This is a genomic window from Carboxylicivirga longa, from assembly GCF_050589825.1.
In the GTDB taxonomy this organism is placed as follows: domain Bacteria; phylum Bacteroidota; class Bacteroidia; order Bacteroidales; family Marinilabiliaceae; genus Carboxylicivirga; species Carboxylicivirga longa.
The window spans coordinates 84,265-106,638 of the sequence record NZ_JBNGOZ010000002.1 but is presented as its reverse complement, the minus strand read 5'-3'; the positions used below and the strand labels follow the sequence as shown (position 1 = coordinate 106,638).

The following is a 22,374-nucleotide window of genomic DNA, read 5'->3' as shown; positions in this document are numbered from 1 at the left end:
CAGTATGGGAAAGCAGCAATATATACTCAAACTTAGAACCTTGATGGTGGGTTTTTTGGTGATGTACGCCAGCAAAGGAGTAGCTCAGGACAGGGAGGAGTCTGACTCCACGAATTATCCCAAGTTGCTACACAAAGCTTATAAGGAACGTACATTGGTAATACAAGATGATACAGTTGCCTACCGCCATCGTTGGTTTCTGCCCGGCCAATATAAATTACAGTATGCGGGTAGTATTGGCTTTATGTCTGTTGGCTTTGGCTATGCCATTGGTGAAATTTATCAGCCGGCCCTTTTTTTTGGATATTTGGGTGAACATTTTGGGGGAAGTAAAAATAGTGTTTTCAGTGTTTCGTTGAAGAATAGCTTTAATTTTACCCGTAAGGCCTTATTTGAATATTTCAGGCCCTATGGGGGCTTGTCTATTACCTGGGGGAATACGCATAATACCTTTCGTAAACTTCCTGATTATTATCCACAGAAATATTATTTTCAGAATAAAGTTCATTTCTCGCCTTTTGTAGGGGGTGAGTTGCGCTTCGACATTAAGGGTGCCTACTTCGAAGGATTCGGCGTATATGCCGAAGTGTCTTCGTTGGATGCCTATCTGCTGGAGGCTATACGCACCAAGTATGTTAAACCCTATATGACCTTGTCACTTGCTGTGGGCGCTACTTTATATCTTCGATAGAGATTACTTTTTATAAATTAGGGGGTGCACTGCCCTGATTACTCATGATTCAATGTAAGGGATTGTTTACAAGGGAATCCTACCTACTTTACAAGTATAATAGCTCAGTTTCTTATGCTTATTGATGGAATAAATGTGTGTCTATATCGTTCAATCGCCGTTTCTTTTTTCTATTTTAGTTCAGTTAAATTGGGATGAAGTATTTTATTACGATCAGCAATCTGTATTGTTAAGTGGGTAATAGACCTTAACAACCTGATTCGACCGTTAGAAAACATACATTTTTATGAATAGAAAAGCGATAAGCATTATTATCATATTTATTTTGGCAGTAATAGCGGGAAACTGGGTTTATGGAAGCATATTGGCCAAAAAGATTGAGCAAAAGCTGAAAGCGCGTGTAGCCGTTTTGGGGGAGGATGTGCAGCTGGATATTTCGGAGCTGAACGTGAATCCTATCCTGTCGAAGATGCAGCTGGACGGTGTACTTATTAAGGGTGCTGATGGAATGCAATTGGCCCATATTAAAAGGGTTAAGCTTGACATACCCTATCGGGAAGCCATGCGTTGGCTGAATAGTGAAAAATACGGTGAGATTAAGTCATTCCGGCTGAAGGCCCATGATTTAAGTCTTTATGTACCGGTAGCCGATGACAATTTGTTGGTGGAGGAGCTCATACTCGACTTTGATGGTCATCTGACTCAGGATAATATGGTTCGGCTAGATCATAATTTTCCCGAAACTCGTCAGCATTTGAAGGTCAAGGTGAGCCATGTGGAATTTGCACTGACCCCTTGGATGGACGCCCTGGGATTTACTGCTGAGCAGCGAGATCAGTTTAACCATATTGATAAGGTGACTTTGGATTTGCATTTCGATCCGCATAAGCGAGAGTTGAATATGAAAGCCATACACCTTGATGCGCCCTTACTAAGTATGCAGGCTCGTGGTCACCTCACTTATGTGGGAGATGGTTTGCAAGGCATGCATGTGCAAAGTACTCAATCGGCTTTAGAATTGAAACTTAATAAAGAAGGTCTTGTATGGGGCGATCCGACAGTTAATGGGAAGTTCTCGCTGGGAAAACTCCATATTCAAACTGAGAGTGAGCTCGACTATGCCGGCGATTATCCTCTGGTGAAGTCGCAGGCATCGAGTTTTTTACTTGAGGATCTGTCACTTTCGTTTGAAGGAAAGAAAAAGGCGCAGCTGGAAGCTCAAACTGCACTGCTGGGGCTTGATCTCAATACGCTTGGAGTGAAGCGATTTGCCTTATGTACAAGCCTTAATAATGAAGTGTTAACCGTTTATGATACAGAGATTATATCGTCTTTGATTGATGCGAGCCTGGAGGCAAGCGTGGCGATGAATGCACTGGATCCCATGCAATCTTTGATTAATGAGGGACGTCTGGAGATTAATAAGTTACAGGTCGGATTGCAAAATGCCCTATCGACCTTTGAGTTGATGACCGGACAGACCCTGCCCCGCAAAGGCGACGCCATCATTTTAGAGATGAGTGGCCCCGTGGGACGTCCCATTATTAAAGGATTTAAGTATTAATAACCTATGGTTGATTTAAGTAAAACAGCCCTCGTACTCGAAGGTGGTGGCTTTCGAGGTATGTTTACAGCCGGGGTGCTGGACGCCTTTCAAGTGAATAATTTGCACTTTCCTTATGTTGTTGGTGTGTCGGCAGGTGCTGCTTATGGCATTTCTTATGTGTCGAAGCAATATGGCCGAAATAAGGTGGTGAACGAAAAATATACGGCTGATCCGCGTTATATGAGTTGGCGCAACCTATATAAAAAGGGTAATTTATTTGATTGGGATTTTGTGTATGGTGAAATACCCAATAATTTGGAACCTTTTGACTTTGAAGCCTTTTACCGGTCGCCTTGTGATTTTGTGGTGGGCGTTACGGATGTAATGAGCGGACAAGCCGAGTATCTTCAAACCAAAAATATGGATCGTGCAGCCTTGTTAAAAGCAATAACTGCCTCCTCGAGCCTGCCTTTTGTATCTAAGATGGTTCGTCTTAACGGACATGAATACATGGATGGCGGTCTGGCTGATTCAATACCGGTGATGCATGCCCTCAACAGTGGTTATGAGCGTGCGGTGGTAGTGCTAACCCGCAATGAAGGCTATCAAAAGAAAAGTCCTAAGTTTCGGTTTCTTATAAAATGTATTTACCGTAAGTATCCTAAGCTGGTGGCCTCTATTCTTTCGCGAGCCGAGCGATATAACAAAACCCTTGTGCAGCTGCATAAGCTGGAGCAGGAGGGGCGAGTTTATATCATCAGGCCACAACAGCTACTGGCCGTGTCGCGCATAGAAAATAACCCACAGAAGCTCGATGCGTTGCATCGACAAGGTATGGACGAGAGCGAAGGGCATATGACAGCTCTTGAAGCATGGTTGGTTAAGGGATAGCGTAGTATTCCTTAATTTGACTACTCAAGCTTACATGGGCTCTGTACCCAGTGGTCCGCGTGTGAGTTCAATTACGGTTATCTCGGGCGGCATACCTACACGTGCTGGCATGCCTAAATAGCCCAGGCCACGATTTACGTATAGGTATTGCTTATCAATATTGTATAAGCCTGCCCAACGGCGAAATTTGTACTTGGCAGGGCTCCATTGGAAATTTTTAAATTCAATGCCAAACTGCATTCCGTGTGTATGACCGGCCAGTGTCAGGTCATGATCAAATTTTTTTGTTACCTCGGCATCCCAGTGATCAGGGTCGTGCGACAGCAAGAGTTTAAAGGGTATCTCTTCTGTTCCTTTGCTAGCCTTCTGTAAATCGCCGTATTGCGGAAAGGGAGGATGCCCCCAGTTCTCAACGCCGGTCACAGCTATCTTTTCGCCTTCGCATTCCAGTAGCTCAGAGCTGTTGTTTAGTAGCGTGAAACCCAGGCGCTCATGGGCTTCCTTGATCTTACGCAGGTTATCAGCTTTCGCTTGCTTTGAGGGCCATTTGGAATAATCGCCATAGTCGTGATTGCCCATTATGGAATATTTCCCAACGTTGGCCTTCATCTTGCTAAAGATTTTCTCCCAACCGATCGTCTCTTCATAGAAGTTATTGACCAGGTCACCGGTGAAACAAATCAAGTCAGGATCTTCATCGTTAATCAGTTGAACGGCTTCTTCCATCTCCTTGTAGTTGGCATTAAGACTGCCCAGATGAAGATCGGATATCTGCACGATTTTAAGGCCATCGAATGCGGCCGGTAAGTTGGGGAACGATAGTTTGGTGTAGCGCTTGCTAAAGGCGAAGCGTCCTTTCATAACTCCAAAAAGGAGGGATATAAAGGGAGCTGAGGCCATAAGGATGCCCACCTGACTAAGGAATTTTTTACGTGAGATAGTTGGGTATCGGCCTTCGTTCATCTTTTTAAATTGGCCATTACCCGCAAAGCGACTTTTAATTCTTATGGCATGGTGTGTTAATCGATGGCCCAGGTAATAAAATAACTTGGGCAGATAGATGGCCAGGTAGGAGGTAAGCAACCATTGAAATACTACATAAATAAGGGCTGATTCAGCTGTTTGTATCAATGCAAATATCGTAGAAAAAGATGCAATGTAGAAGGCCGGAACACTGATGAACCAGAAAGTGCCCAAGGGAAAAGCAAAGCGGCTCAAGGGCTGCTCTCTGTCATTATGAATTAAGCGATGAAGTAAGAAATCAATAAGGATGGTGAAAATCAGAAATCCCACGTACGCTTCCAAACTATATCTCATTCCCTGTTTTTTTGGTTAGCACTCAACACGCCATAGCATTGTTTTCGTAACGCAAGATTACTACAAAGGTTTTACTATCGGCCTGTATATAAACATCTTTTAAGCTTTTTTAGCGTACAAATTGGTGAGAAACTTCTGCTTCAACAGACTTATTGTCGACCCACAACAATACCTGACAACCCCATGGATACCAGTATTTCGTGATGATTTTTATTGTAGGCGGGTACGTGGGCATAACGGTAACCCAGGGTGATGGGAAATACAAAGCGCAGCGGGTGTAATTCAGCCCTTAGCTCTGTTCCAAAGGAGCTAATATCCTTTGTGTCAGTAAGCCAGGCCCCAGTGTCATTTCTTTGCATCTTTTGCCTTGCCTGCGAGAAATCATAAAATACATTGGCCGATATGCGTTTTAAATAGATGAGGCCGGGAATATTCAAATCCGGATTGATAAGAGGCAGTATGTAATCACCCTTAAAGGTGTAAAGCTCATCGTTATAGAAGGAATCCACACCGCGGGGGAAACGTAGGTAATCGGGATACATCATATAATAATTAAAAGGCCCCATGGTACCATATTGCTCTCCTTTTTGCTTAATTTGCCAGCCATTGTCGATGCGTATGGCATGATGGCGACCAATTCCTGGAAAATAGAGGCGAGTATGGACACCCAGGATGCTACCGTAGTCCCAGCCACTGAAGGGCATTGTACGGTAGCTTAGCTCCAATACCTGCCCCCAGCGATTGTCTATATCGCGCTGGGTCGATCGTAACAGGTTATATGCAAATATGTTGAAATCAAGGGATTTGATGTCGATTCCCGGCACGGTATTTACTGTTTTTTCCTTTTCAACAATTTCATCATCAATAATACTAACATAGGTTATCTCTTCCTTGTAGTCGGATGAGTGGTGATAACTGAAGGCCATTGAGGGCTCAATACGACGCAGGTATTTGCCACGCGACAGGTTCAGGGGTAGTGTTACTTCCAGTTCGGCCTGAATGTGTTGAGGTTTGGCGTTGGCCACCACCCGAAAGGTATCCGTATTATTGGTATAATAACCATCGTAGTTTTGTTTCTCGTTACCCATCTTAAGGTCAAGGCTAAACTCCGGCCACCAGGCGCGGTGGGTCAGATTAAGGCTAAACTTCTCACGCGAATATTGCTGATCAGCCCTGTACCCCAGTGAAGTGAAGGTGGTGCCCAACAGGTTTTGGGATAAGAAACTCACACCACTGCCCACCTCGCCGTCGCTGACATTCATATAGACGGGTGCCCAACTGTGAAAGTTAAACAGATTCCATTTGCTGTATTTTTTGGATTTATATCCGCTTGTATCCACCGATTTCAGCTGAGGTAGTCCTTTTTCCTGTTCGTGTAGCGCTTGTAAAAAAGGCTCTGAGGGTAGAGACCCCGGTGTGATGGTCTGTGCTTTTAGTGTCTGTAAGTCGCGCTCAACCAGTTGGTATCCATCCGATGTGTAGTCCTGATAGTAAAGTAGGTTATTATAAACGTTGGCATAAGCAGCACCAAATTTCGAGGTGGTAATTTGCTCTATTGATCCACCTTGCAGCGCTGTGCGATAGATATTTTCAATGCCGCTGTACGATCCTGTAAAGAACACTGAGTCCTTGTAGATCTTCGGGTAGCGTATCTCGGTAAAACCGGCAGGCACTATGGTCTGCCAGCTTTCCGATAAAGGTGTAAACAGGGCAATCTGTTTTCCTTTTTTGTTCAGCAGTACCATAACCAAGGCACTGCCATCTTCGTTCCAGGCCGGTGTCATGGGAAAGGCATTGTCCGGAATGGTATATTCCCTGATGAGGTGGCCATTGGAGGCTTGTAGCAGGCGTAAACTGTATTGATTCGTAAAGCTGGTGTAAATGGCAGCTATGGTTTGTCCATCGGGCGATAGGGCGGGTGCTGCATAGCGCCCCCTACGACTTATTTTGTTAATCTTGCCGGTACTCAGGTCGTAGGTTTTTATTTCCGAGAAGTGTTGATTCTCCCATCGGGGGTGCTGCTCAAGCTCCACCCAGGCAATACGTTGATGGCTGTAGGAGAAAGGACAGCGGCTGCGCACTCCCGTACTTAGCAGATGCTCTTCAGCGCCGTTATGGCGATTGATTTTCACGAAGTGGTTGCGCTCGCCTGGTCCGTTTACTTCGGCCAGCAGGTAATCATCATCCAGCGGAGTGGGATAACGATAGCTTTTATAGCGTTTGTTGCGTTGTGTAATGCTGCGGTGATTACTTGCCTGAAGGGTGTCGTTTTGCCGTTGCCAGCGTTGCTGCCAGTCACTAAATACCTCATTGTATAGGGGAACCTTATTTTTGCCGCTTACCTTTTTTATGCCCCGGTTGAAAGGCGTTACTGACCAGCTTTTGCGGCCGGCCTCATCCAGCGCTTTCTCCCATATTTCGGCTCCATAGCGATGACGGGCGCCGGCTGTAAAGAGGTAGCCCATGTGATAATGGTTGGGTACATAATCTTTATAAGAGCCAAAGTAGGCTTTGTCGTAATTATAGATTGCCTTTTCGAGCACCTGAGCGCGTATTTCCTGCTCAAAGGAAGGTCTGCGTCCACGACCGGAAGCCGACAAAGTGGTTTCTGTAAGCGTAGCATCGCCCTCTAGAAACCACAGGGGCGCATAAAGACCCAGAACGGCACCCACAGCCTGTTGCCCGAAAGGGTAGGTCAGTACCTTGGTGAAACCGCGATTGAGCTTATCGATTTGTACCACGTGCCTGAATTCGTGTATGGCCAGCTGCTCCAACCAGTCCTGGGGCAGCATGTCCTGATGGGGCATAGGGTATATTTCCATGCGCTTGGGTGCCCATGATACAAAGCCATTGGCGTAGGCCGATTGGCTGTGGATCAGGATATTGATGGGTTTAGGAGTGTGGTCGAGCGTGTAGCCCCCATAGGTGTATAGCGAATCGAGCATAGCAATAAAACGCTTGGCTTCAGGCTCAAATTCTTTGGGATATACTACTTTAAAGGTTTCTGAATTGACCTGATGCCACCGGATGCTGGCAGGATCGGCACCAGAGCTGTAGTACTGTGCCATAAGGGGGGTGGCTAGGAGTAGATATGTTAGGGTAACAATGAATTGTCGCATGTTGCAAACTTTGCCTATAAAAGTAGCAAGAAATTATTATTTCTCTTGCCATCATCCCAATGTGGACAAAAATATTTATTTAGAATGAAGATAAATTGCTTTAATAATTCATGGCCATCTTTACTTCGTTGAGGTGATGTCGTAATTTGTGTGATACCTAAACTAAAAGGAGGTATGCCATGTCACAAGTTAGTTTCACATTTACCGTTTCATTGGATGAGAATGAATTTGTTCGTGTTGATGATCATCTCTATACAACGCGATGCTCTTTGCAACGGGAAGAGCCGAAAATTCACATGATAGACAAATGTTGCCTGAAGGTATTAAAGGAGTTCGAGGGAAAACTCACCCAGCCCATGGTGGAAGAGTGGTTATTACTGTCTAAGGCCTTGGATCAATCGTGCAGTTTCGAAAGTAAATGGGACGATAAAAAAATTATTAGCGAATTGATTAGCGGGGCACAGCATCCGGTATCATGGTACGCAAAACATTGTCGGCTGTGCTAAGAGTATCCTTTTCATGAGTAGTAACGGCATCTCGGGTAGGTGCCGTTTTTTTTGCATCGCCTTATCAGACACAGTGCTTTTGTCCGCAAGGTATATTTTTCACTTTAAAAATTGTATTTTCGTGAGCCGGATGATCCGCCAAGAAAATAAATTAGTGAATGACGATGATTGACTTTACACAAACTGCTATACAAAATATTGTAGTACACCATATTGGTTGCCGTGCCGAGGGTGAAGAATTGCGCTTCTCCAAGGGCGAGCTTCAGCTGAATGATGATGAATTGGTCATTGACGTTTTAAAGCAGTATTTCTTTAAACCGTTTAAGACTGAGGCCTATTTTAATTTCCATCATGAGGAAGGGCTATCACAAAATTCCATGTATGGGCTGGTTGAAGGAATCTTTAGCAATCCATCCTGTTTCTATGATAACTCTATCAGCATCGCCAATCTTCTTTATGAGCAGTCCAATCATCCGAAGATTAAAGGTGGTGAATTTTACATGGTGCTGTTCAATAACTGTGTGGTTGACGGTGAGATTGTGGATGCGCTGGGTATCTTTAAGTCTGAAAATAAAGATACTTTTCTGAAGGTAATGCTGCGTGATAATAATTTTGAACTGGGCGCACAGGAGGGTATTAATATCAAGAAACTGGATAAGGGTTGTCTGATCTTTAATACTGAGAAGGATTTAGGATACAAAATATGCTCGGTGGATAATATAAATAAAGGCAACGAGGCGCATTTCTGGAAAGATGACTTTTTAGGACTTAAGCCACGTGAGGATAACTATTATTTTACTAATAACTACCTGCAGATGTGCAAGGGTTTTGTGGGTGAGGTGTTTAATGAGGATAATGATGTGGAACGGCCTGATCAGGTAGATATGCTCAATCGATCCATGGAGTATTTTAATAAGCATGCTGCTTTCGACGAGCGTGAGTTTGAAAAGGAAGTGATTCGTCAGCCTGAAGTGGTGGATGCCTTTCAGGATTATAAGAGCTTTTTTGAATCGGAGAAAAACATGCCTCTTCAGGATAGTTTTGATATCTCTAAGGACGCTGTTAAATCGGAGAAGAAGCACTTTAAATCAGTGCTTAAGCTGGATAAGAATTTTCATGTGTATGTGCATGGTAAGCGGCAGTATCTCGAGAAGGGCTTCGATAGTCAGCGGGGCTTGAAGTTCTACAAGCTGTATTTTGAGTATGAAGAGTAGTATTTTAAGGAACGGTTCTCTATCACAAGGCCCTTTAAAGAACCGTTCCGAAAATGATTAATTGATAAGTAACTTACAAATTCTTCTAACTTATGGAGGAAGATGTAGCGTTAACAGCACCTTCCCCGGTAAAAATGCCGGGGTTCTATGTCGGCCTTAATACCCGTAGAAGTCATCGTTGGATGTTTGGGCTAGCTCAATCAAAAAGCGACTGATCACGGTTGTGAGGTCACTGAAGAAACGTTCGCCTTTCTCAGCGGTGGCCTTGGAAGGATTACCAACACCCGTGTCATTGCTTATTTTGGTCCATTCGCGCTCTGCCCATGCCCATGCCTGATTGAGTGCCTGCACCTTAAACTGCTTATTTTGTCCATTGCCTGCCTCGCTTAGCGGACGTACCAACTCAGGATAGAGGTACATCATTAGGCTGGTTTCCATCTCATCGGCATGGTCGCCCGGCTGGTGGAAGTACTTGCGTGTGTCAAGTGCCTGAAACCAGTTACAGGACAGTAGTTTTTTACCAGGATGCTGCAAGCCCAGTTCGCGTATGATCGTCTTAAAATCATTACCGCCATGTCCGTTAAAAATCAGCAATTTATCGCATTGTTTAAACACCGAGTTGGCCACATCGCTAATAATTGCTTGTTGTGTTGATGGTAGCATATTAATCACAAAGGGGATATCGGCCTGACCCGTATTTACACCGTAGGGTATTTCAGGCAATACCAGTATTTTGGCGCCGTTATCGGTAGCTAGCTGGGCCGCCTGTTTAATTATCACGCCATTTTGATAATTGTCGGTACCATAAGGTAGGTGCAGGTTATGAGCCTCGGTGGCACCCCATGGCAATATGGCAACATCAAAGTGTTGCTTGTTGATATCCTGTAGGTTTAGTTGTTCCAGTTGCATAGGTGATTTTTTGAAATATATGAGGATGCCCAGTAAAACGAATTACCGGACATCCTCTGGGTATTATCTTATTGCTTATTTTTGAGGTATTTTTCTAACCACTGATCTTGTTCCCACAACATGTGCAACACCGATTCACGCGCGCGGTATCCATGGCTCTCAGAGGGTAGTAACACTAGGCGCACGGTGGCACCAAGACCTTTCAGGGCGTTGAAATAACGCTCACTTTGCATGGTGTAGGTGCCCGAGTTATTGTCTTCCACACCGTGTATTAAAAGCAGTGGGTGCTTCATCTTATGAGCATTCATAAAGGGCGACATGGTGTTGTAAATGTCGGGTGCTTCCCAATAGTTGCGCTCTTCGCTTTGAAAACCAAAGGGCGTTAGTGTTCGGTTGTAGGCACCGCTGCGTGCAATGCCGGCAGCAAACAAGTCGGAGTGGGTAAGCAGGTTGGCAGTCATAAAAGCCCCGTAGGAATGGCCACCTACCGCCACTCGGTCAGGGTCAATATATCCCTTTTCATCCAGATAGTCGATGGCTGCCTTGGCGTTGGCTACCAGTTGTGGTATGAAAGTGTCGTTGGGTTCTTCTTCGCCTTCACCAACAATGGGGAAGGCGGCATCATCCAGCACTGCATAGCCTTTCATCACCCAGTAGATGGGAGAGCCATACCAGGGGTATATAAATTCATTGGATGAAGCGGTAACCTGTCCCGCACTCTGTTTGTCTTTATATTCGGTAGGATAAGCCCACATGATTAATGGCAGACGTTTTCCGCTGTTTCTATCGTAGTTGGCCGGAAGGTATAGGGTACCCGATAAGGGCAGCCCATCTTCACGCTCGTATTTCACCACTTCTTTATATACCCCTTCCAAACCTTTAAAGGGATTTTCAAAATGAGTGATGGGGCGTGGTGCCTTGCGCGATTTAATATTACGGGCATAGTAATTGGGGTAATCAGTGGGTGATTGCACGCGGGTGATGACCTGGCCTTTTCGAATATCAATAATCTTGGATATGGTTTCCAGTTTATCTGTATTATCCGCCTGATAAAGTCGTGTGGTTTCCCCATTGCTCAGGTTTAGCTTGTCGATAAAGGGCTTCCGACCCTCTTTTGAGTAACCATCGCCCTCGAGGTAGAGATGCCCTTTGTCGATGACCAGCACATTGCGTTGATAGGCATTGCGCTCGGTGATGAAATTGCCCGGGTCGTTGTAACGATCCTGGTAGTTACGATCGTGCAATATCGTTGGTTCTGTGTCGGTCTTGGATGGGTTGAAGCGGTAGGCTTTGGTGTTACGCGTGTTCCACCAGTAGTCATAAGCAATAGCTATTTCGTCGTTGCCCCAAGTAATGCCACTAAAACGATTGATCGTTTTTAGTAAGGGAGCGGGTGTGGAGCTAAAGGGAGCTGCTAATTCAAATACCTGGTCGCGGAACTCGACCTCATTGTCCGGATCGCCCTTGTCCAGCGCTTCGCCCCAGTATAGTGAGGCCGGTTTATCGGCGCGCCAAGAGATACCACGTTTGCCGGTGCGAACGGCCATAAAACCCTTTGGGAGCTCCTCGATGAGGGGAACGGATTCAATGGTTTTGAGAAACTCACCTTGTGCATTATAAATTACGTAGTCGGTGGGGAAGCGGCGATAGGTAACCAGGTAGGAGAAGGGTTGCTTCACCTTTGTGATAAGCACATAATTACCGTCGGGCGAGAAGCTGATCCTACGATAAATGGCTTTGGGCGCCCAGTCGCTTATTTTTCCGTCGAGGCTGATCATTTTAAGCTCCGACTCGGCCAGTTTGATGAAGTTTTCTTCATCTACCTTGTCCTTCAATAAATCCTGGTAGGTTCTGTTTTGTGCCTTCTGACCTTCATTCACCGATACGATGGGGCCTTGTGGTATGGCTTTGCTTTTGTCTACCAAGGCATCGCGATTGTCAGGTAGCATTTTAACCAGCATGGCTTCGTTGTTCTTCATCCAGCTGTAAGGGCTTCCTAAATTGCCGTTTAGCCGTGCTTCGCTCAACTTGTGTGCAGTGGCCGTGGCCATGTCAATATACCATAGCTCGGTGCCATGGCTCCGTGTGTTGGTAAATGCCATTTTACTTTGGTTGGGCGACCAGGCAAAATTGGCCAGACGAGCCTTCTCAGGCATGCCTTTCACCTCCATAATGTCGCCTTTTTTCTTCATTATCTTCACGCTGTTAGAGAAACGTGTGCGAGATGACATATTGGTGGTGGGGTTAGTACGTATGCCCGCCAGCTTAATTTCTTTTTCCGACAATTCTTCAATGCTTTTGTATTGACTGCGGTAGAAGAGCACGATGGTAGTGCCATCGTCGCTGATGGAGGTGCTGGGAGGCATGGGCACATCGGCCAGTTTCATTATTTCAGGTGATGGTTCCTGATACCTCAGGTCGAGTTGTGCCTGCGCAGTGAAGCACGCTACAAGCAGTAGTAAGAGTGTGGGAAATTGTTTCATAAATGTATTGGGTTTGATGTAAATTCCAATGCTGGAAAAGTGTTTCATTTTGTTGAACGGTAAGTTACTAACTATCTGATAGGCCAACAACATAATTTTTAAAAAAGTATTTATGTTGGGGATTTAGTTGACCGAAAGGCCCGAAAGTGATACATTCGCAAATTCAAAAAAAACACAGTGATATGCAGCCCGAGCTACTGATGCAATTGACCCGTATGCGCATGCCTTACGGTAAATATAAAGGACGTATTTTATGTGATTTGCCCGAGCCTTACCTGGTGTGGTATCACAATAAAGGCTTCCCGGAAGGAAAGCTGGGCATGCTACTGCACACCCTGTATGAGATTAAACTAAATGGTTTGGAGTACCTTTTAAAGCCACTACGTTAAGCCGTATTTCTCCATCAGCACTTTTGGTAGTGACTTTATTATTATTACTTATCACCAAATTTATAGCTGATGCCAAAGCCAAATAGCTGTTTGAACTGCACCCGTGGCCCTTCTGTCTCTTTATCTTTGTTGATGTACTTAATATCATCGTCGTAGATGAGGTTAAAAGTGGCTACTGCACTCAAGAAATCATTGACTTTCATTTTAAAGGCCAGTTCCCAGTCTACATCTACATTTTGTGGCTTATCACCCAGGTTGGAGAATAGGTCAAGCCGTGTACTTACGTCCACATTTTTCACAATATCAGCTTTCTGTGCCTTTAGCTTTAGCGAGGCACCCCACTCACTGCGGATGTGTTTATTGGCATCTACCCCAAAGGCACCATCCCGCGACAGCGAATCATCGCGCACCACCGTCATTTTACTGGTAAGGGGTGAGAGGTAGAGCGAGAAATTGTCGTTGGGCTTGTAGTCCATACCCAGGGAGAAGTTTATATATGCAGGTGCCATAAACTCCGAGAGTTTAACGGTGTTTTCCGGTGGATCGTTATAGCCAGTGGCAAACTGAGTTTTGAAATCCAGCAAGGCAGAGTAAAACCACTTACTTCCATCCACCCGGTAGCCAAACTTAGAGCTCAGGTAGAGCTTATCCTCTGTTTTTACCAGGTTATCGCTACCCTGCTTGGTTAATCCGTAGCCTAGGTCGAGGGCATTGTCCCAATTGACGCGGTCTTTGCTGTAGTTAAAAAAGGCATCGAGCAGAAAAGTACCGGCCACCGAGTTTTTACCACCCGCCGACCAGTTGGTGAGCGAAACCTGATTGAAAGTAAGCGATGAATTGCCGCCTATTTTCCAGTTGCTTAAACTGTCTTTGCCTGCCGTCTGCCCATGGACACCCAAAGGTATCACAAGCAGAGCGAGCAAACATAAATTGATTATTTTTCTCATGTTAGGGTAGCTTATTATTTTTGGTTGTGTATGTGTACATCGCGCTGTGGATACGGAATACTGATGCCTTGCTTGTCAAATTCTTTCTTAACAAACTCCATCATATAAAAATAAACCGACCAATAGTCGCTTGTTTTAGACCATAGGCGGGCGACCAGGTTTACCGAGCTGTCGCCATGTTCTTTTACGGCTACAAAAATAGCGGGGTCCTTCATGACGAGTTCGTTATTATTGGCCACCTCAATAATAATGTTGCGTGCCTTATCAATATCATCGTCATAGCCAATGCCAAAGACAAAATCCACGCGGCGTGTGTCCTGGGCAGAGTAATTGATCATGGCTCCGGTTGCCAGGCCGCCATTGGGTATGATTACCACCTTATTGTCGGGAGTATGCAGTATGGTGTTAAAAATCTGTATCTCCTGTACTGAGCCGGAATGCCCTTGTGCTTCAATGTAATCACCCACCTTAAAGGGCTTAAGGATGAGTAGTATAACGCCACCTGCGAAGTTTTGCAAGGTGCCCGATAGCGCCATACCCACCGCCAAGCCAGCCGCACCCAGTATTGCAATAAACGAAGTCATTTGTATGCCCAGGTAGTTTATTACACTGATAAACAGAAGCACTTTGAGGGTGACAGAGGTAAGGCTAATAATAAAAGGCACAAGGGTTTCATCAATTTGGCGCGCGAGTAAAAGGCGTTTGAATCCCTTAACAATCCTATTGATAATCCAAAGGCCGATGACTGCAATAAGTATGGCTGCCAGTATTTTAATGCCATTGGCAATAATCCAGTCGTAGATGGGTTGCCAGCTAAAGTTGGTAATGCCGATTTCTTCCATAGTACGTGATATTTAATTTAAAAATGTAATGATAGTATTAGCAACAAAAAGTGATGGCCTTATGTTCTGTTAAAGTAAGTGAATGTTGCAATGCAAAGGTACTATTATATGAAGTAAATGCTTACTTTCGCGGCTAAATTGGGAGGCATGGCAGAAACACATAATCAACGACAGAAAGATATTATTATATCCCGTGATATTAAGGGGCTGATATTTGATATGGATGGTACTTTGCTAAATAGTACGCCCGTTCATTATCAGGCATGGCTGTCAGCCTGTCAGCCCTTTGGTGTGAGTTTCGATTACGATTTTTTCATCACTTTAACAGGCCGTCCCGTGATTGAACTGGCCAGGGATTTGATTGCTCGCTATGAGCTGGCTGTTACGCCCATGGATTTGGTAGCGCACAAAGAGTCCTTAGTGGAGGATAATCTGAATAAGGTGACCCTGATTCCCGCAGTGTTTGATGTGTTGGAGCGGTATCGAGGATTGTTGCCCATGGCTGTGGGCACTGGCGCAAGCCGCCAAAGGGCAGAGCGCCTGCTGCGCAGCAGCGGTATCGAAGATCGTTTTAAAGCTATTGTTACTTCTGATGATGTAAGCCATTACAAGCCGCATCCTGAAACATTTTTAAACGCTGCTGCCGCTTTGGGAGTGGCACCTGCTGACTGCCTTGTATTTGAAGACGGGCACCTTGGTATTGAAGCGGCTAAGGCCGCTGGCATGCAGGTAATTGATGTTAAACCTTACTACGATTAATTCATTATGCCTTCATTCGATCTGATACTGCTGTTCGATTATATAGGAACCATGGTGTTTGCCATTAGTGGCACCCTTACTGCAGCACAAAAGCGGCTGGATTTATTTGGCGCTATCTTTATAGGTTTTGCGACGGCGATTGGTGGCGGCACGCTTCGCGATATGATGCTGGGCAATTTGCCTGTGGCCTGGATACAATCCAATAATTATTTCATTGTTATTATGGCAGGTGTATTCATCACCATTCTGTTTAAGAAATATGTGCTGAAGTTACGAAATACGCTTTTTTTGTTTGATACAATTGGCATTGCTGCCTTTACAGTTATTGGTCTTGAGAAGGCACTGGATTTTGGCATATCGGCGCCCATTGCCGTTATGATGGGACTGTCGACCGCTGTAGTAGGCGGTATCATACGTGATACACTGACCAATGAACTACCGCTTATTTTTCATAAGGAAATCTATGCCACAGCCTGTATCACCGGCGGTATTGTTTTTTTAATCCTGCATTATCTGCATTTGCCGCAGGTGATTAGTGAAGCGGTAACGGTGCTGGTGATCATCGCCATCCGTGTGTGGGCGGTGCGTTATAATATTACCATGCCACCCATTACATTGGGCGAGAAGGATAAGTCTGAATAGCATAGTTTTAAAAGGATAGTGAATGCTTGCGATTTATTTCGGCATAGACGCAAGTGGCTGATCATCGTTTAGTCCTCAAAGCCCAGATGGTTGGCAATGGCCTTGTATTCTTTTGCTTTGTCCATTTCACCCATCTTCTCGCAGGTTTCGCCCAGGTAGAAATAGGCAGCCGGCTTGTCGGGTTTCAGGGCAGTGGCCTGTAGCAGATCGCTGTATGCTTTCTCGTATTTCCTGAGCGCCAGTCGTGTGCGCCCCCGGTTGTACTTCACTTTGTACGATCTGTTATTTACCTTGTTAGCTTTGGAGTAGTCTTTATCGGCGCTCTTTAAATCGCCCGATTCAACATGCAGGGCAGCACGGCGCACGAGAGCATCAAAAAACTGTGGTTTTAACTTAAGCGCCTTGTTGAGGTTGGCCATGGCAGCCCCGGTATCATTAAATTTTACCATGCATTCGTTGGCCATCAGGTAGTACTCGCGGGCAAAATCAGCCACATTCTTCTGCTGTCGCTTAATGGCCGCATTGAGTTCCTTTATTTCTTTCTCCAGCTTATTTATTTTATTAAGCTTACGGGATATCAGGCGCTGTACAGGAACTGCCGACAATGCCTCTTGCTTTTCGTTGGCGAGGGCAAAGGATGCCACGGCCTCCGCAAACTCGTTCTGTTCAAAGCGGGCAATGGCATTGCGGTATAAATCCTGGGCGGCGGCTTTGTTCAGCTCTTTCTCAATCAACACTTTGTTATTGGCGGCCTTAGAGAAGCGCACCACCTCGCTGTTGACGATCACGTCGCGGGGCGATATTTTCGTTTTTAGCACGATTCCCTCCAGGGAGATGCAGCGCGACAATGCCACGTAGAGCTGTCCACCGGCAAAGGCGCCACCCGAGAAGTCGAGCATCACCTTGTCGAAGGTAAGCCCCTGGCTTTTATGTACCGTAATGGCCCAGGCCAGCTTAAGCGGATATTGAGTGAATGAGCCCAGCTCCTCCTCAGTGATGCGGTTGTTTTTCTCATCGTATTTGTAGCGTATGTTTCGCCACACTTCTTTCTCCACCAAGTAGATCTGATCGTTCTGCAATCGCACATAGATGCCCTGCTCGTCGATATCTTCCACGCGTCCCAAGCTACCGTTATACCAACGTCTTTCCATGTCGTTCTTTACGAACATTACCTGGGCATTTTCCTTAAGTACCAATTCTTTAAGTGTGGGTAGACCCGACTCTGGGAATTCACCCGATATTTTGCCGCTAAAGGTATGTTCCTCGCCATCCAGTAGCTCCAGTTTGTTATCATTGATATAATCCACTGTATCACGCCGTGTGGCCAGGGTGATAAAAAACTCGTCTACAGGACTCTGAAAAGTGGGCTTGTAGCGTGCGTTGATGGCCGTTATATCGTTATTGCCGGCCTGCTTTAGGCGAATACGATCCAGCAGGTTTACGAAGGTGGCATCATTTTGCCGATAAACCTTCTTGAGCTCTATCTGTACCAGGGGAATTTTGCTGAATACCCTTGCTGAGAAGAAGTAGGGTGAGCGATAAAAGCGGCGCAGTATCTGCCAGTCATCACGTTTCACCACCGGCTCCAGCTGAAAAACATCACCCACCATTAGTAGCTGCTTACCGCCAAAAGGCTGATTCATATTTTTGGTGAATACGCGCAGCACGCGATCGATAAAATCAAGGATGTCGCCTCGCACCATGGATACTTCATCTATGATGAGCAGTTCCATCTCCTTAATGATCTGTGTGTGTGATTTGCGGTATTTCAAAAAGTCAAAGATGCGTCCTTTGTTTGTTGACAGGTCCGGATCATCGGGTAGGATAGGACGGAAGGGTACCTTGAAAAAGGAGTGAATAGTAACGCCTCCGGCATTGATGGCAGCGATGCCCGTAGGAGCCACTACCACCAGTTTTTTATGTGTATGCTGGCAGATATAGCGTAGAAATGTTGACTTACCCGTGCCGGCTCGCCCGGTAAGGAAGACCGATGAGTTAGTGTGCTGAATCAGTTTAAGGGCATCCTGAAATTCAGCATTATCCGTATCAAAATTATCGGGTAATACACTCATTTATTTCACTTCTTCTATGCGGTTTTTATCACTCAGCTCCTCTGCGCCATAGCGTTTTATTACGTTATAGGCTTTGTATATCCCCAGCTCACCGGCCTTGCTCAAATCGGCTGTGCCTCGTGCTTCTTCCTCCAGGTATATGAGGGTAAGCCCTCGGTTAAAATAGGCTTCGGCAAATTCAGGGTTGCGTTCTATGGCACGTGTAAAGTCCTCTACGCCCTGCAGGAAGTTGCGTTTGATACAATGAATTATAGCCCTGTTGTAGTAGGCAGCCTCAAAGTTGGGCGATAATTCAATTACCCGGTTCAGATCCTGTAGGATCAGCTCATAATCGAGTATGCTTGTACTTTCATGATCCGGGATGTTAGTTGATGATGTTCCCCGGCTTTTTATTGGCCCTTGCAGCATCACATTATTGTCTACTTTGGTCTCCGCCTCCAGTGCTTTAATGATCTCTACCATCTTATGGCGAGCGTAGGCACGATTGAACAGTGCCACCACATTGTTGGGATCTGATTTAAGCAATTCGTTATAGTCTGCCATGGCACTGCTGTAGTTCATCACCATGCTGTACAGCACACCGCGTGTGATGAGTATGGCCCGGTCGGTGGCATCATCCTGCAGTTCTTCGGTAATGTTGTTAATGGCATTGGTAAGGCGGATGTATTGAAGGCCTTCGGCTTCCACCTCGCGGTTGGTAATTACCAGAGGTCGCTCGTATAACTCCTTTTTATTGAAAGCCATTACCTCTTTTTCGTAATAAGGCGGCCGGCTCAAAAGAGTGTCGCCCGGATAATAGGTAAGACCAAATACGGGCTCCAGATCGATGAAGATGTCGCGGTTCTGTATTTTGCCACGTATACTTTCAAATTCCTCCTCCTCCTGCTCTTCTTCACCAAAATCATCCAGTACCGCCAGTTTATCGTAGTTGCGAATATCTTTATCGGATTTTTTACGGGTGGCCTTACGTCCGTTCTCTTTAGTTTGCTTGCCGGCACTCTTGTTGTCTTTGGCAGCCAGCATATCCTGCTGATTACGCTTATCAGCATCCAGCTTAACCGCCGTAGAGTAGTCCAGGCGGGCTCCGTTTATATCACCCAGGTTCTGTTTGGCAAGACTGCGGTTGTAGTAGGCGGGCCCAAAGTTGGGGTAATTATCGATGATGATATTAAAATCGTTGAGAGCCCTTTTGCTTTGCCCCAGGTCGAGAAATAGCAAGGCTCGGTTGTAGAGGGTGAGTAAATCGCTGGGGTCGAGCGCCAGTACTCTTGAAAAATCCTCTATGGCTCGGTTTTTATCGCCTATTTGGGCACGAAGAATACCCCTGTTATTGTAGGCCACACTATTTTTTGGATCCAGCTTTATCACTTTGTCGAAGTCGGCCATGGTGCCCCGCAGGTCATCCAGCTGATAGCGGATAACACCTCGTGTCATGTAATAGCCCGGATAATCACTTTTCAGCTCAATTACCTTATTATAGTCCTGTAGCGCCTCCTGGAAGCGTTGCATCTGATAGTAGAGTATACCACGGAAGGCAAAGCCGTCTGACAGATAGGGGTTGAGCTTAACCACGTGGCTATAATCGGCCAGAGCGCCTAATGAGTCGCCGGCATGTATTTTGGCAGCGCCACGGCTCAGGTAGGCGCTCAGTAATGAGGGTTTTTTCTTAATAATACGATCGAAATCTTCGATGGCCGCCTCGTAATTTTCACTGGCCGAATGGCTGTTACCCCGGTTGATCAGCAGGTTGATGTTACCGGGTTCAATGCGAAGTCCCTGACTGTAGTCTTTGATAGCTCGCTCATGATTGTCTTTCTTACTCATGATGATGCCCCGCACATTGTAGGCATCCACTAAAAAGGGATTTTTGCGTAGGCAGGTGTTTAAATCCAGTTCGGCACCGTTATAATCTTCGAGGTAATACTTGGCCAGCCCACGATAAAAATAGGGATCGGAGAGGTAGGGCTTCACCTTTATTACTTTGTTGAAATACTGAATAGCCAACACATAATCCTCGAAGTAAAGGGCGTTTTTACCGATTGTCAGCATCCTGTCGGTGTTGATTTGTGCCTTAGTAAGTGGGCTTATCAGGCTAACTAAAAGGAATATAAAAATGGTGAATTTTCTACTCATACGTTTGTCATCATACTATGAATGCCAACAAATATACAACAGATAGTTTGTTTGCGGCCATCAAACATCAATAATATGGCTAATAGCTAAAGGTGTAGGTTTTGGTACTGGTGTTGTTTTTGTTGTCCCTTACTTTCACGCTAAGTTGATGCTCTCCTTTGGTAAGAAAGGGAATATTTTTCAAGTGGCCGATGAGGCGATCATTTTTGGCATCGTATTCAAAAAGTGCCCATTGTCCGTCAATACGACACTCGTAATGTTGAATACCACTAAATGAATCGCGCATGGTAAATTGTATGGTTTTTCGACCTGCGTAGTTATTGTTTTGGGGCGCCTTATGCAGCTTAATAAGCGGAGGCACTGAATCAATGGCAAGGGTGAACCGGCCAAAACTGCGCGTGCTGCATATTAGCTCCTGACCCTCGCACTGGCCTCCAGCCGAAAAAGTCTTTCCCTGCGGGGTAACACCGGCCATCAGTAGTTTATCGCGGTGCTTAAGCAGGGAATCGGGCACGGGAATGCGCAGTGTGAAGGCTTTGTGCAAGGGAATGTGATTATCGCCTATGTGGTAAATGGGTGTTACAAAACCGGCTTTCTCCTCCTTGTGTATAAACAGATCAATGTCGGTGTAAAAGGTATTGGCCGGTATGTGTAGCTGCATGTCCAGGGTATCCAGCTGAAAGGATTTTTTACAGTTTACTTTCAGCAGTGGTGAAGGGGCTAGCTGGAGGGGATTAGGTGCTTCTTCGCCCTTTATGGTGAAGTTAAGGCGTGAGACATTACCGGCATAATCAATAATTTTATAGCTGCATTCTTTGATGTCGCCTGGCTTAAGTATTGTCGTGTAGCTATTTTTTTTGTTATAGAGACTTAGTCGGTTGTTGGCTTCAACAAAGCTCTTTTGTATGACTTTACCGCTGCGTCGTTTTTCAGCGTAGTCGATGTGGGCATTTAAATAGCGGGTTTCAGCAAAGCTGAATTTGTCGATGTTAAAATTGTACACCAGCGTGTCGTTGACCCATAAATCGATGGACGTGATGCCGCACTTGCGCCAGCTACCTGAAAAGTAGTCGATGACTTGGACACCCAGACCGATTTTGCCATGGGCAGTAAAAATTTTGCTTCCCTTGGGATGAAAGGCTTTATCGTAAAAAACGGTGGGTACATACTTATCCTCACGGCGTCCACTCACACTGGCGTTTTCATCCAGGCAGTAGAACTTAATGCCTTGTATCTGGGGACGAACATTATCTGCAATATCGTTGCGAAAACGAAGGGGGTTGATGGGCTTTTGAGTGGCTTGCTCGCGTACCTCGTAATGCAGGTGGGGGCCGCCCGACCCGCCCGAGTTACCACTGTAGGCTATTACCTCGCCCCGTTTAACGGGTAGCTCACCTGCCTTGAAAAACAATTCTAGGGCAAAGGATTCTTCAGCGTATTGCCGGGCCTGCACCAATGAGTCGATGCGTGGGGCATAGTTTTCGAGGTGGGCATATACGGTAGTGTAACCATCGGCATGGTTTATGTAAATAGCTTTACCATAGCCATAAGGAGATACTTTGATGCGTGCTACATATCCATTGTCAGAAGCATACACACGATAGCCTGTTTTGCGGTTGGTAGTCAGATCCAATCCCGAATGAAAGTGATTGGAACGCAACTCACCAAAGCTGCCACTTACAAAAGGTTTAATCTTCAGTGGTTTTACAAAGCGGCTGCTGTCAGGTACTTGAGCAGCAAGGCGGGGTAAAAATATTGTAAGAACAAGAATGTATATAGTGAATTGCCTCATAACAATGCTTCTTTCCGTTTTTAAAATCATCCAAAAATAGCGTTATGTGGCTAGAAAAACAATGGAATATTACAGTGAATGGCAGGTAGCACGCAACCACTCCTCGAAATAGTCCTCTAATA

The 22,374-nt window shown here is 45.5% G+C and carries 17 protein-coding genes; 8 read left to right on the top strand and 9 right to left on the bottom strand.

Annotation, left to right across the window (positions count from 1 at the left end; translation table 11 throughout):
• Window positions 1-4: 4 nt before the first annotated feature.
• The 3 genes from ACRD7A_RS02160 (at window position 5) to ACRD7A_RS02150 (ending at window position 3,128) form a co-directional block, all read left to right on the top strand.
• The gene (locus ACRD7A_RS02160; protein WP_430809700.1) at window positions 5-691 is read left to right on the top strand and encodes a hypothetical protein; all 687 of its coding nucleotides are present in this window, start codon (window positions 5-7) and stop codon (window positions 689-691) included.
• A 286-nt stretch (window positions 692-977) separates the two neighbouring features.
• Entirely contained in the window at window positions 978-2,255 is a 1,278-nt protein-coding gene (locus ACRD7A_RS02155; RefSeq protein WP_430809699.1) for a hypothetical protein, read from the top strand.
• 6 nt (window positions 2,256-2,261) lie between these two features.
• Window positions 2,262-3,128, top strand: a complete 867-nt coding sequence (locus tag ACRD7A_RS02150) for a patatin-like phospholipase family protein (RefSeq protein WP_430809698.1) — start codon at window positions 2,262-2,264, stop codon at window positions 3,126-3,128.
• A 30-nt stretch (window positions 3,129-3,158) separates the two neighbouring features.
• Here ACRD7A_RS02150 and ACRD7A_RS02145 read toward each other — a convergent pair whose 3' ends face one another.
• Both ACRD7A_RS02145 and ACRD7A_RS02140 read right to left on the bottom strand, forming a co-directional pair.
• Window positions 3,159-4,445 (bottom strand): metallophosphoesterase, encoded by a 1,287-nt coding sequence (locus tag ACRD7A_RS02145; protein WP_430809697.1) that lies wholly within the window; start codon window positions 4,443-4,445, stop codon window positions 3,159-3,161.
• A 149-nt stretch (window positions 4,446-4,594) separates the two neighbouring features.
• Entirely contained in the window at window positions 4,595-7,564 is a 2,970-nt protein-coding gene (locus ACRD7A_RS02140) for a TolB family protein (protein ID WP_430809696.1), read from the bottom strand.
• A gap of 179 nt (window positions 7,565-7,743) precedes the next feature.
• Here ACRD7A_RS02140 and ACRD7A_RS02135 point away from each other — a divergent pair, with 179 nt between their 5' ends.
• Together ACRD7A_RS02135 and ACRD7A_RS02130 are read left to right on the top strand one after the other, a co-directional pair.
• Complete coding sequence (locus tag ACRD7A_RS02135; RefSeq protein WP_430809695.1) at window positions 7,744-8,070, top strand: hypothetical protein; 327 nt, start codon at window positions 7,744-7,746, stop codon at window positions 8,068-8,070.
• A 158-nt stretch (window positions 8,071-8,228) separates the two neighbouring features.
• The gene (locus ACRD7A_RS02130) at window positions 8,229-9,284 is read left to right on the top strand and encodes a nucleoid-associated protein (RefSeq protein WP_430809694.1); all 1,056 of its coding nucleotides are present in this window, start codon (window positions 8,229-8,231) and stop codon (window positions 9,282-9,284) included.
• Between the two features lie 156 nt (window positions 9,285-9,440).
• Here the strand turns inward: ACRD7A_RS02130 and ACRD7A_RS02125 are convergent, their stop codons facing one another.
• The gene (locus tag ACRD7A_RS02125) at window positions 9,441-10,193 is read right to left on the bottom strand and encodes a creatininase family protein (RefSeq protein WP_430809693.1); all 753 of its coding nucleotides are present in this window, start codon (window positions 10,191-10,193) and stop codon (window positions 9,441-9,443) included.
• Window positions 10,194-10,261: 68 nt separating this feature from the next.
• The gene (locus ACRD7A_RS02120) at window positions 10,262-12,676 is read right to left on the bottom strand and encodes an alpha/beta hydrolase family protein (RefSeq protein ID WP_430809692.1); all 2,415 of its coding nucleotides are present in this window, start codon (window positions 12,674-12,676) and stop codon (window positions 10,262-10,264) included.
• Window positions 12,677-12,858: 182 nt separating this feature from the next.
• Between ACRD7A_RS02120 and ACRD7A_RS02115 the strand changes: the two genes are divergently transcribed.
• Window positions 12,859-13,065 (top strand): DUF3820 family protein, encoded by a 207-nt coding sequence (locus ACRD7A_RS02115; protein WP_430809691.1) that lies wholly within the window; start codon window positions 12,859-12,861, stop codon window positions 13,063-13,065.
• A gap of 44 nt (window positions 13,066-13,109) precedes the next feature.
• Here ACRD7A_RS02115 and ACRD7A_RS02110 read toward each other — a convergent pair whose 3' ends face one another.
• Both ACRD7A_RS02110 and ACRD7A_RS02105 read right to left on the bottom strand, forming a co-directional pair.
• Window positions 13,110-14,012 (bottom strand): DUF3078 domain-containing protein, encoded by a 903-nt coding sequence (locus ACRD7A_RS02110; protein ID WP_430809690.1) that lies wholly within the window; start codon window positions 14,010-14,012, stop codon window positions 13,110-13,112.
• A 14-nt stretch (window positions 14,013-14,026) separates the two neighbouring features.
• Window positions 14,027-14,854 (bottom strand): mechanosensitive ion channel family protein, encoded by an 828-nt coding sequence (locus tag ACRD7A_RS02105; RefSeq protein ID WP_430809689.1) that lies wholly within the window; start codon window positions 14,852-14,854, stop codon window positions 14,027-14,029.
• 147 nt (window positions 14,855-15,001) lie between these two features.
• On the opposite strand from ACRD7A_RS02105, the gene ACRD7A_RS02100 reads away from it, so the two are divergent.
• Together ACRD7A_RS02100 and ACRD7A_RS02095 are read left to right on the top strand one after the other, a co-directional pair.
• Window positions 15,002-15,613, top strand: coding sequence for an HAD family hydrolase (locus tag ACRD7A_RS02100; protein WP_430809688.1), 612 nt, complete (start codon window positions 15,002-15,004; stop codon window positions 15,611-15,613).
• 6 nt (window positions 15,614-15,619) lie between these two features.
• Window positions 15,620-16,255: a trimeric intracellular cation channel family protein gene (locus ACRD7A_RS02095; RefSeq protein ID WP_430809687.1), complete on the top strand. Its 636-nt coding sequence runs from the start codon at window positions 15,620-15,622 to the stop codon at window positions 16,253-16,255.
• A gap of 68 nt (window positions 16,256-16,323) precedes the next feature.
• Here the strand turns inward: ACRD7A_RS02095 and ACRD7A_RS02090 are convergent, their stop codons facing one another.
• The 3 genes from ACRD7A_RS02090 to ACRD7A_RS02080 form a co-directional block, all read right to left on the bottom strand.
• Complete coding sequence (locus ACRD7A_RS02090; protein WP_430809686.1) at window positions 16,324-18,327, bottom strand: AAA family ATPase; 2,004 nt, start codon at window positions 18,325-18,327, stop codon at window positions 16,324-16,326.
• A complete protein-coding gene (locus ACRD7A_RS02085; RefSeq protein ID WP_430809685.1) occupies window positions 18,328-20,460 on the bottom strand; it encodes a tetratricopeptide repeat protein in 2,133 nt (710 codons plus the stop codon). It abuts the gene before it with no gap.
• A 79-nt stretch (window positions 20,461-20,539) separates the two neighbouring features.
• Window positions 20,540-22,252 (bottom strand): M23 family metallopeptidase, encoded by a 1,713-nt coding sequence (locus tag ACRD7A_RS02080; RefSeq protein WP_430809684.1) that lies wholly within the window; start codon window positions 22,250-22,252, stop codon window positions 20,540-20,542.
• Window positions 22,253-22,374 lie beyond the last annotated feature (122 nt).

Bases quoted from the DNA above. Each gene is read 5' to 3' on its own strand.
- ACRD7A_RS02150 (WP_430809698.1), top strand. From the start codon at position 2,262: ATGGTTGATTTAAGTAAAACAGCCCTCGTACTCGAAGGTGGTGGCTTT.
- ACRD7A_RS02110 (WP_430809690.1), bottom strand. From the start codon at position 14,012: ATGAGAAAAATAATCAATTTATGTTTGCTCGCTCTGCTTGTGATACCT.
- ACRD7A_RS02115 (WP_430809691.1), top strand. From the start codon at position 12,859: ATGCAGCCCGAGCTACTGATGCAATTGACCCGTATGCGCATGCCTTAC.
- ACRD7A_RS02080 (WP_430809684.1), bottom strand. From the start codon at position 22,252: ATGAGGCAATTCACTATATACATTCTTGTTCTTACAATATTTTTACCC.
- ACRD7A_RS02155 (WP_430809699.1), top strand. From the start codon at position 978: ATGAATAGAAAAGCGATAAGCATTATTATCATATTTATTTTGGCAGTA.
- ACRD7A_RS02130 (WP_430809694.1), top strand. From the start codon at position 8,229: ATGACGATGATTGACTTTACACAAACTGCTATACAAAATATTGTAGTA.
- ACRD7A_RS02105 (WP_430809689.1), bottom strand. From the start codon at position 14,854: ATGGAAGAAATCGGCATTACCAACTTTAGCTGGCAACCCATCTACGAC.
- ACRD7A_RS02135 (WP_430809695.1), top strand. From the start codon at position 7,744: ATGTCACAAGTTAGTTTCACATTTACCGTTTCATTGGATGAGAATGAA.
- ACRD7A_RS02140 (WP_430809696.1), bottom strand. From the start codon at position 7,564: ATGCGACAATTCATTGTTACCCTAACATATCTACTCCTAGCCACCCCC.
- ACRD7A_RS02085 (WP_430809685.1), bottom strand. From the start codon at position 20,460: ATGAGTAGAAAATTCACCATTTTTATATTCCTTTTAGTTAGCCTGATA.
- ACRD7A_RS02145 (WP_430809697.1), bottom strand. From the start codon at position 4,445: ATGAGATATAGTTTGGAAGCGTACGTGGGATTTCTGATTTTCACCATC.
- ACRD7A_RS02090 (WP_430809686.1), bottom strand. From the start codon at position 18,327: ATGAGTGTATTACCCGATAATTTTGATACGGATAATGCTGAATTTCAG.
- ACRD7A_RS02125 (WP_430809693.1), bottom strand. From the start codon at position 10,193: ATGCAACTGGAACAACTAAACCTACAGGATATCAACAAGCAACACTTT.
- ACRD7A_RS02095 (WP_430809687.1), top strand. From the start codon at position 15,620: ATGCCTTCATTCGATCTGATACTGCTGTTCGATTATATAGGAACCATG.
- ACRD7A_RS02100 (WP_430809688.1), top strand. From the start codon at position 15,002: ATGGCAGAAACACATAATCAACGACAGAAAGATATTATTATATCCCGT.
- ACRD7A_RS02120 (WP_430809692.1), bottom strand. From the start codon at position 12,676: ATGAAACAATTTCCCACACTCTTACTACTGCTTGTAGCGTGCTTCACT.
- ACRD7A_RS02160 (WP_430809700.1), top strand. From the start codon at position 5: ATGGGAAAGCAGCAATATATACTCAAACTTAGAACCTTGATGGTGGGT.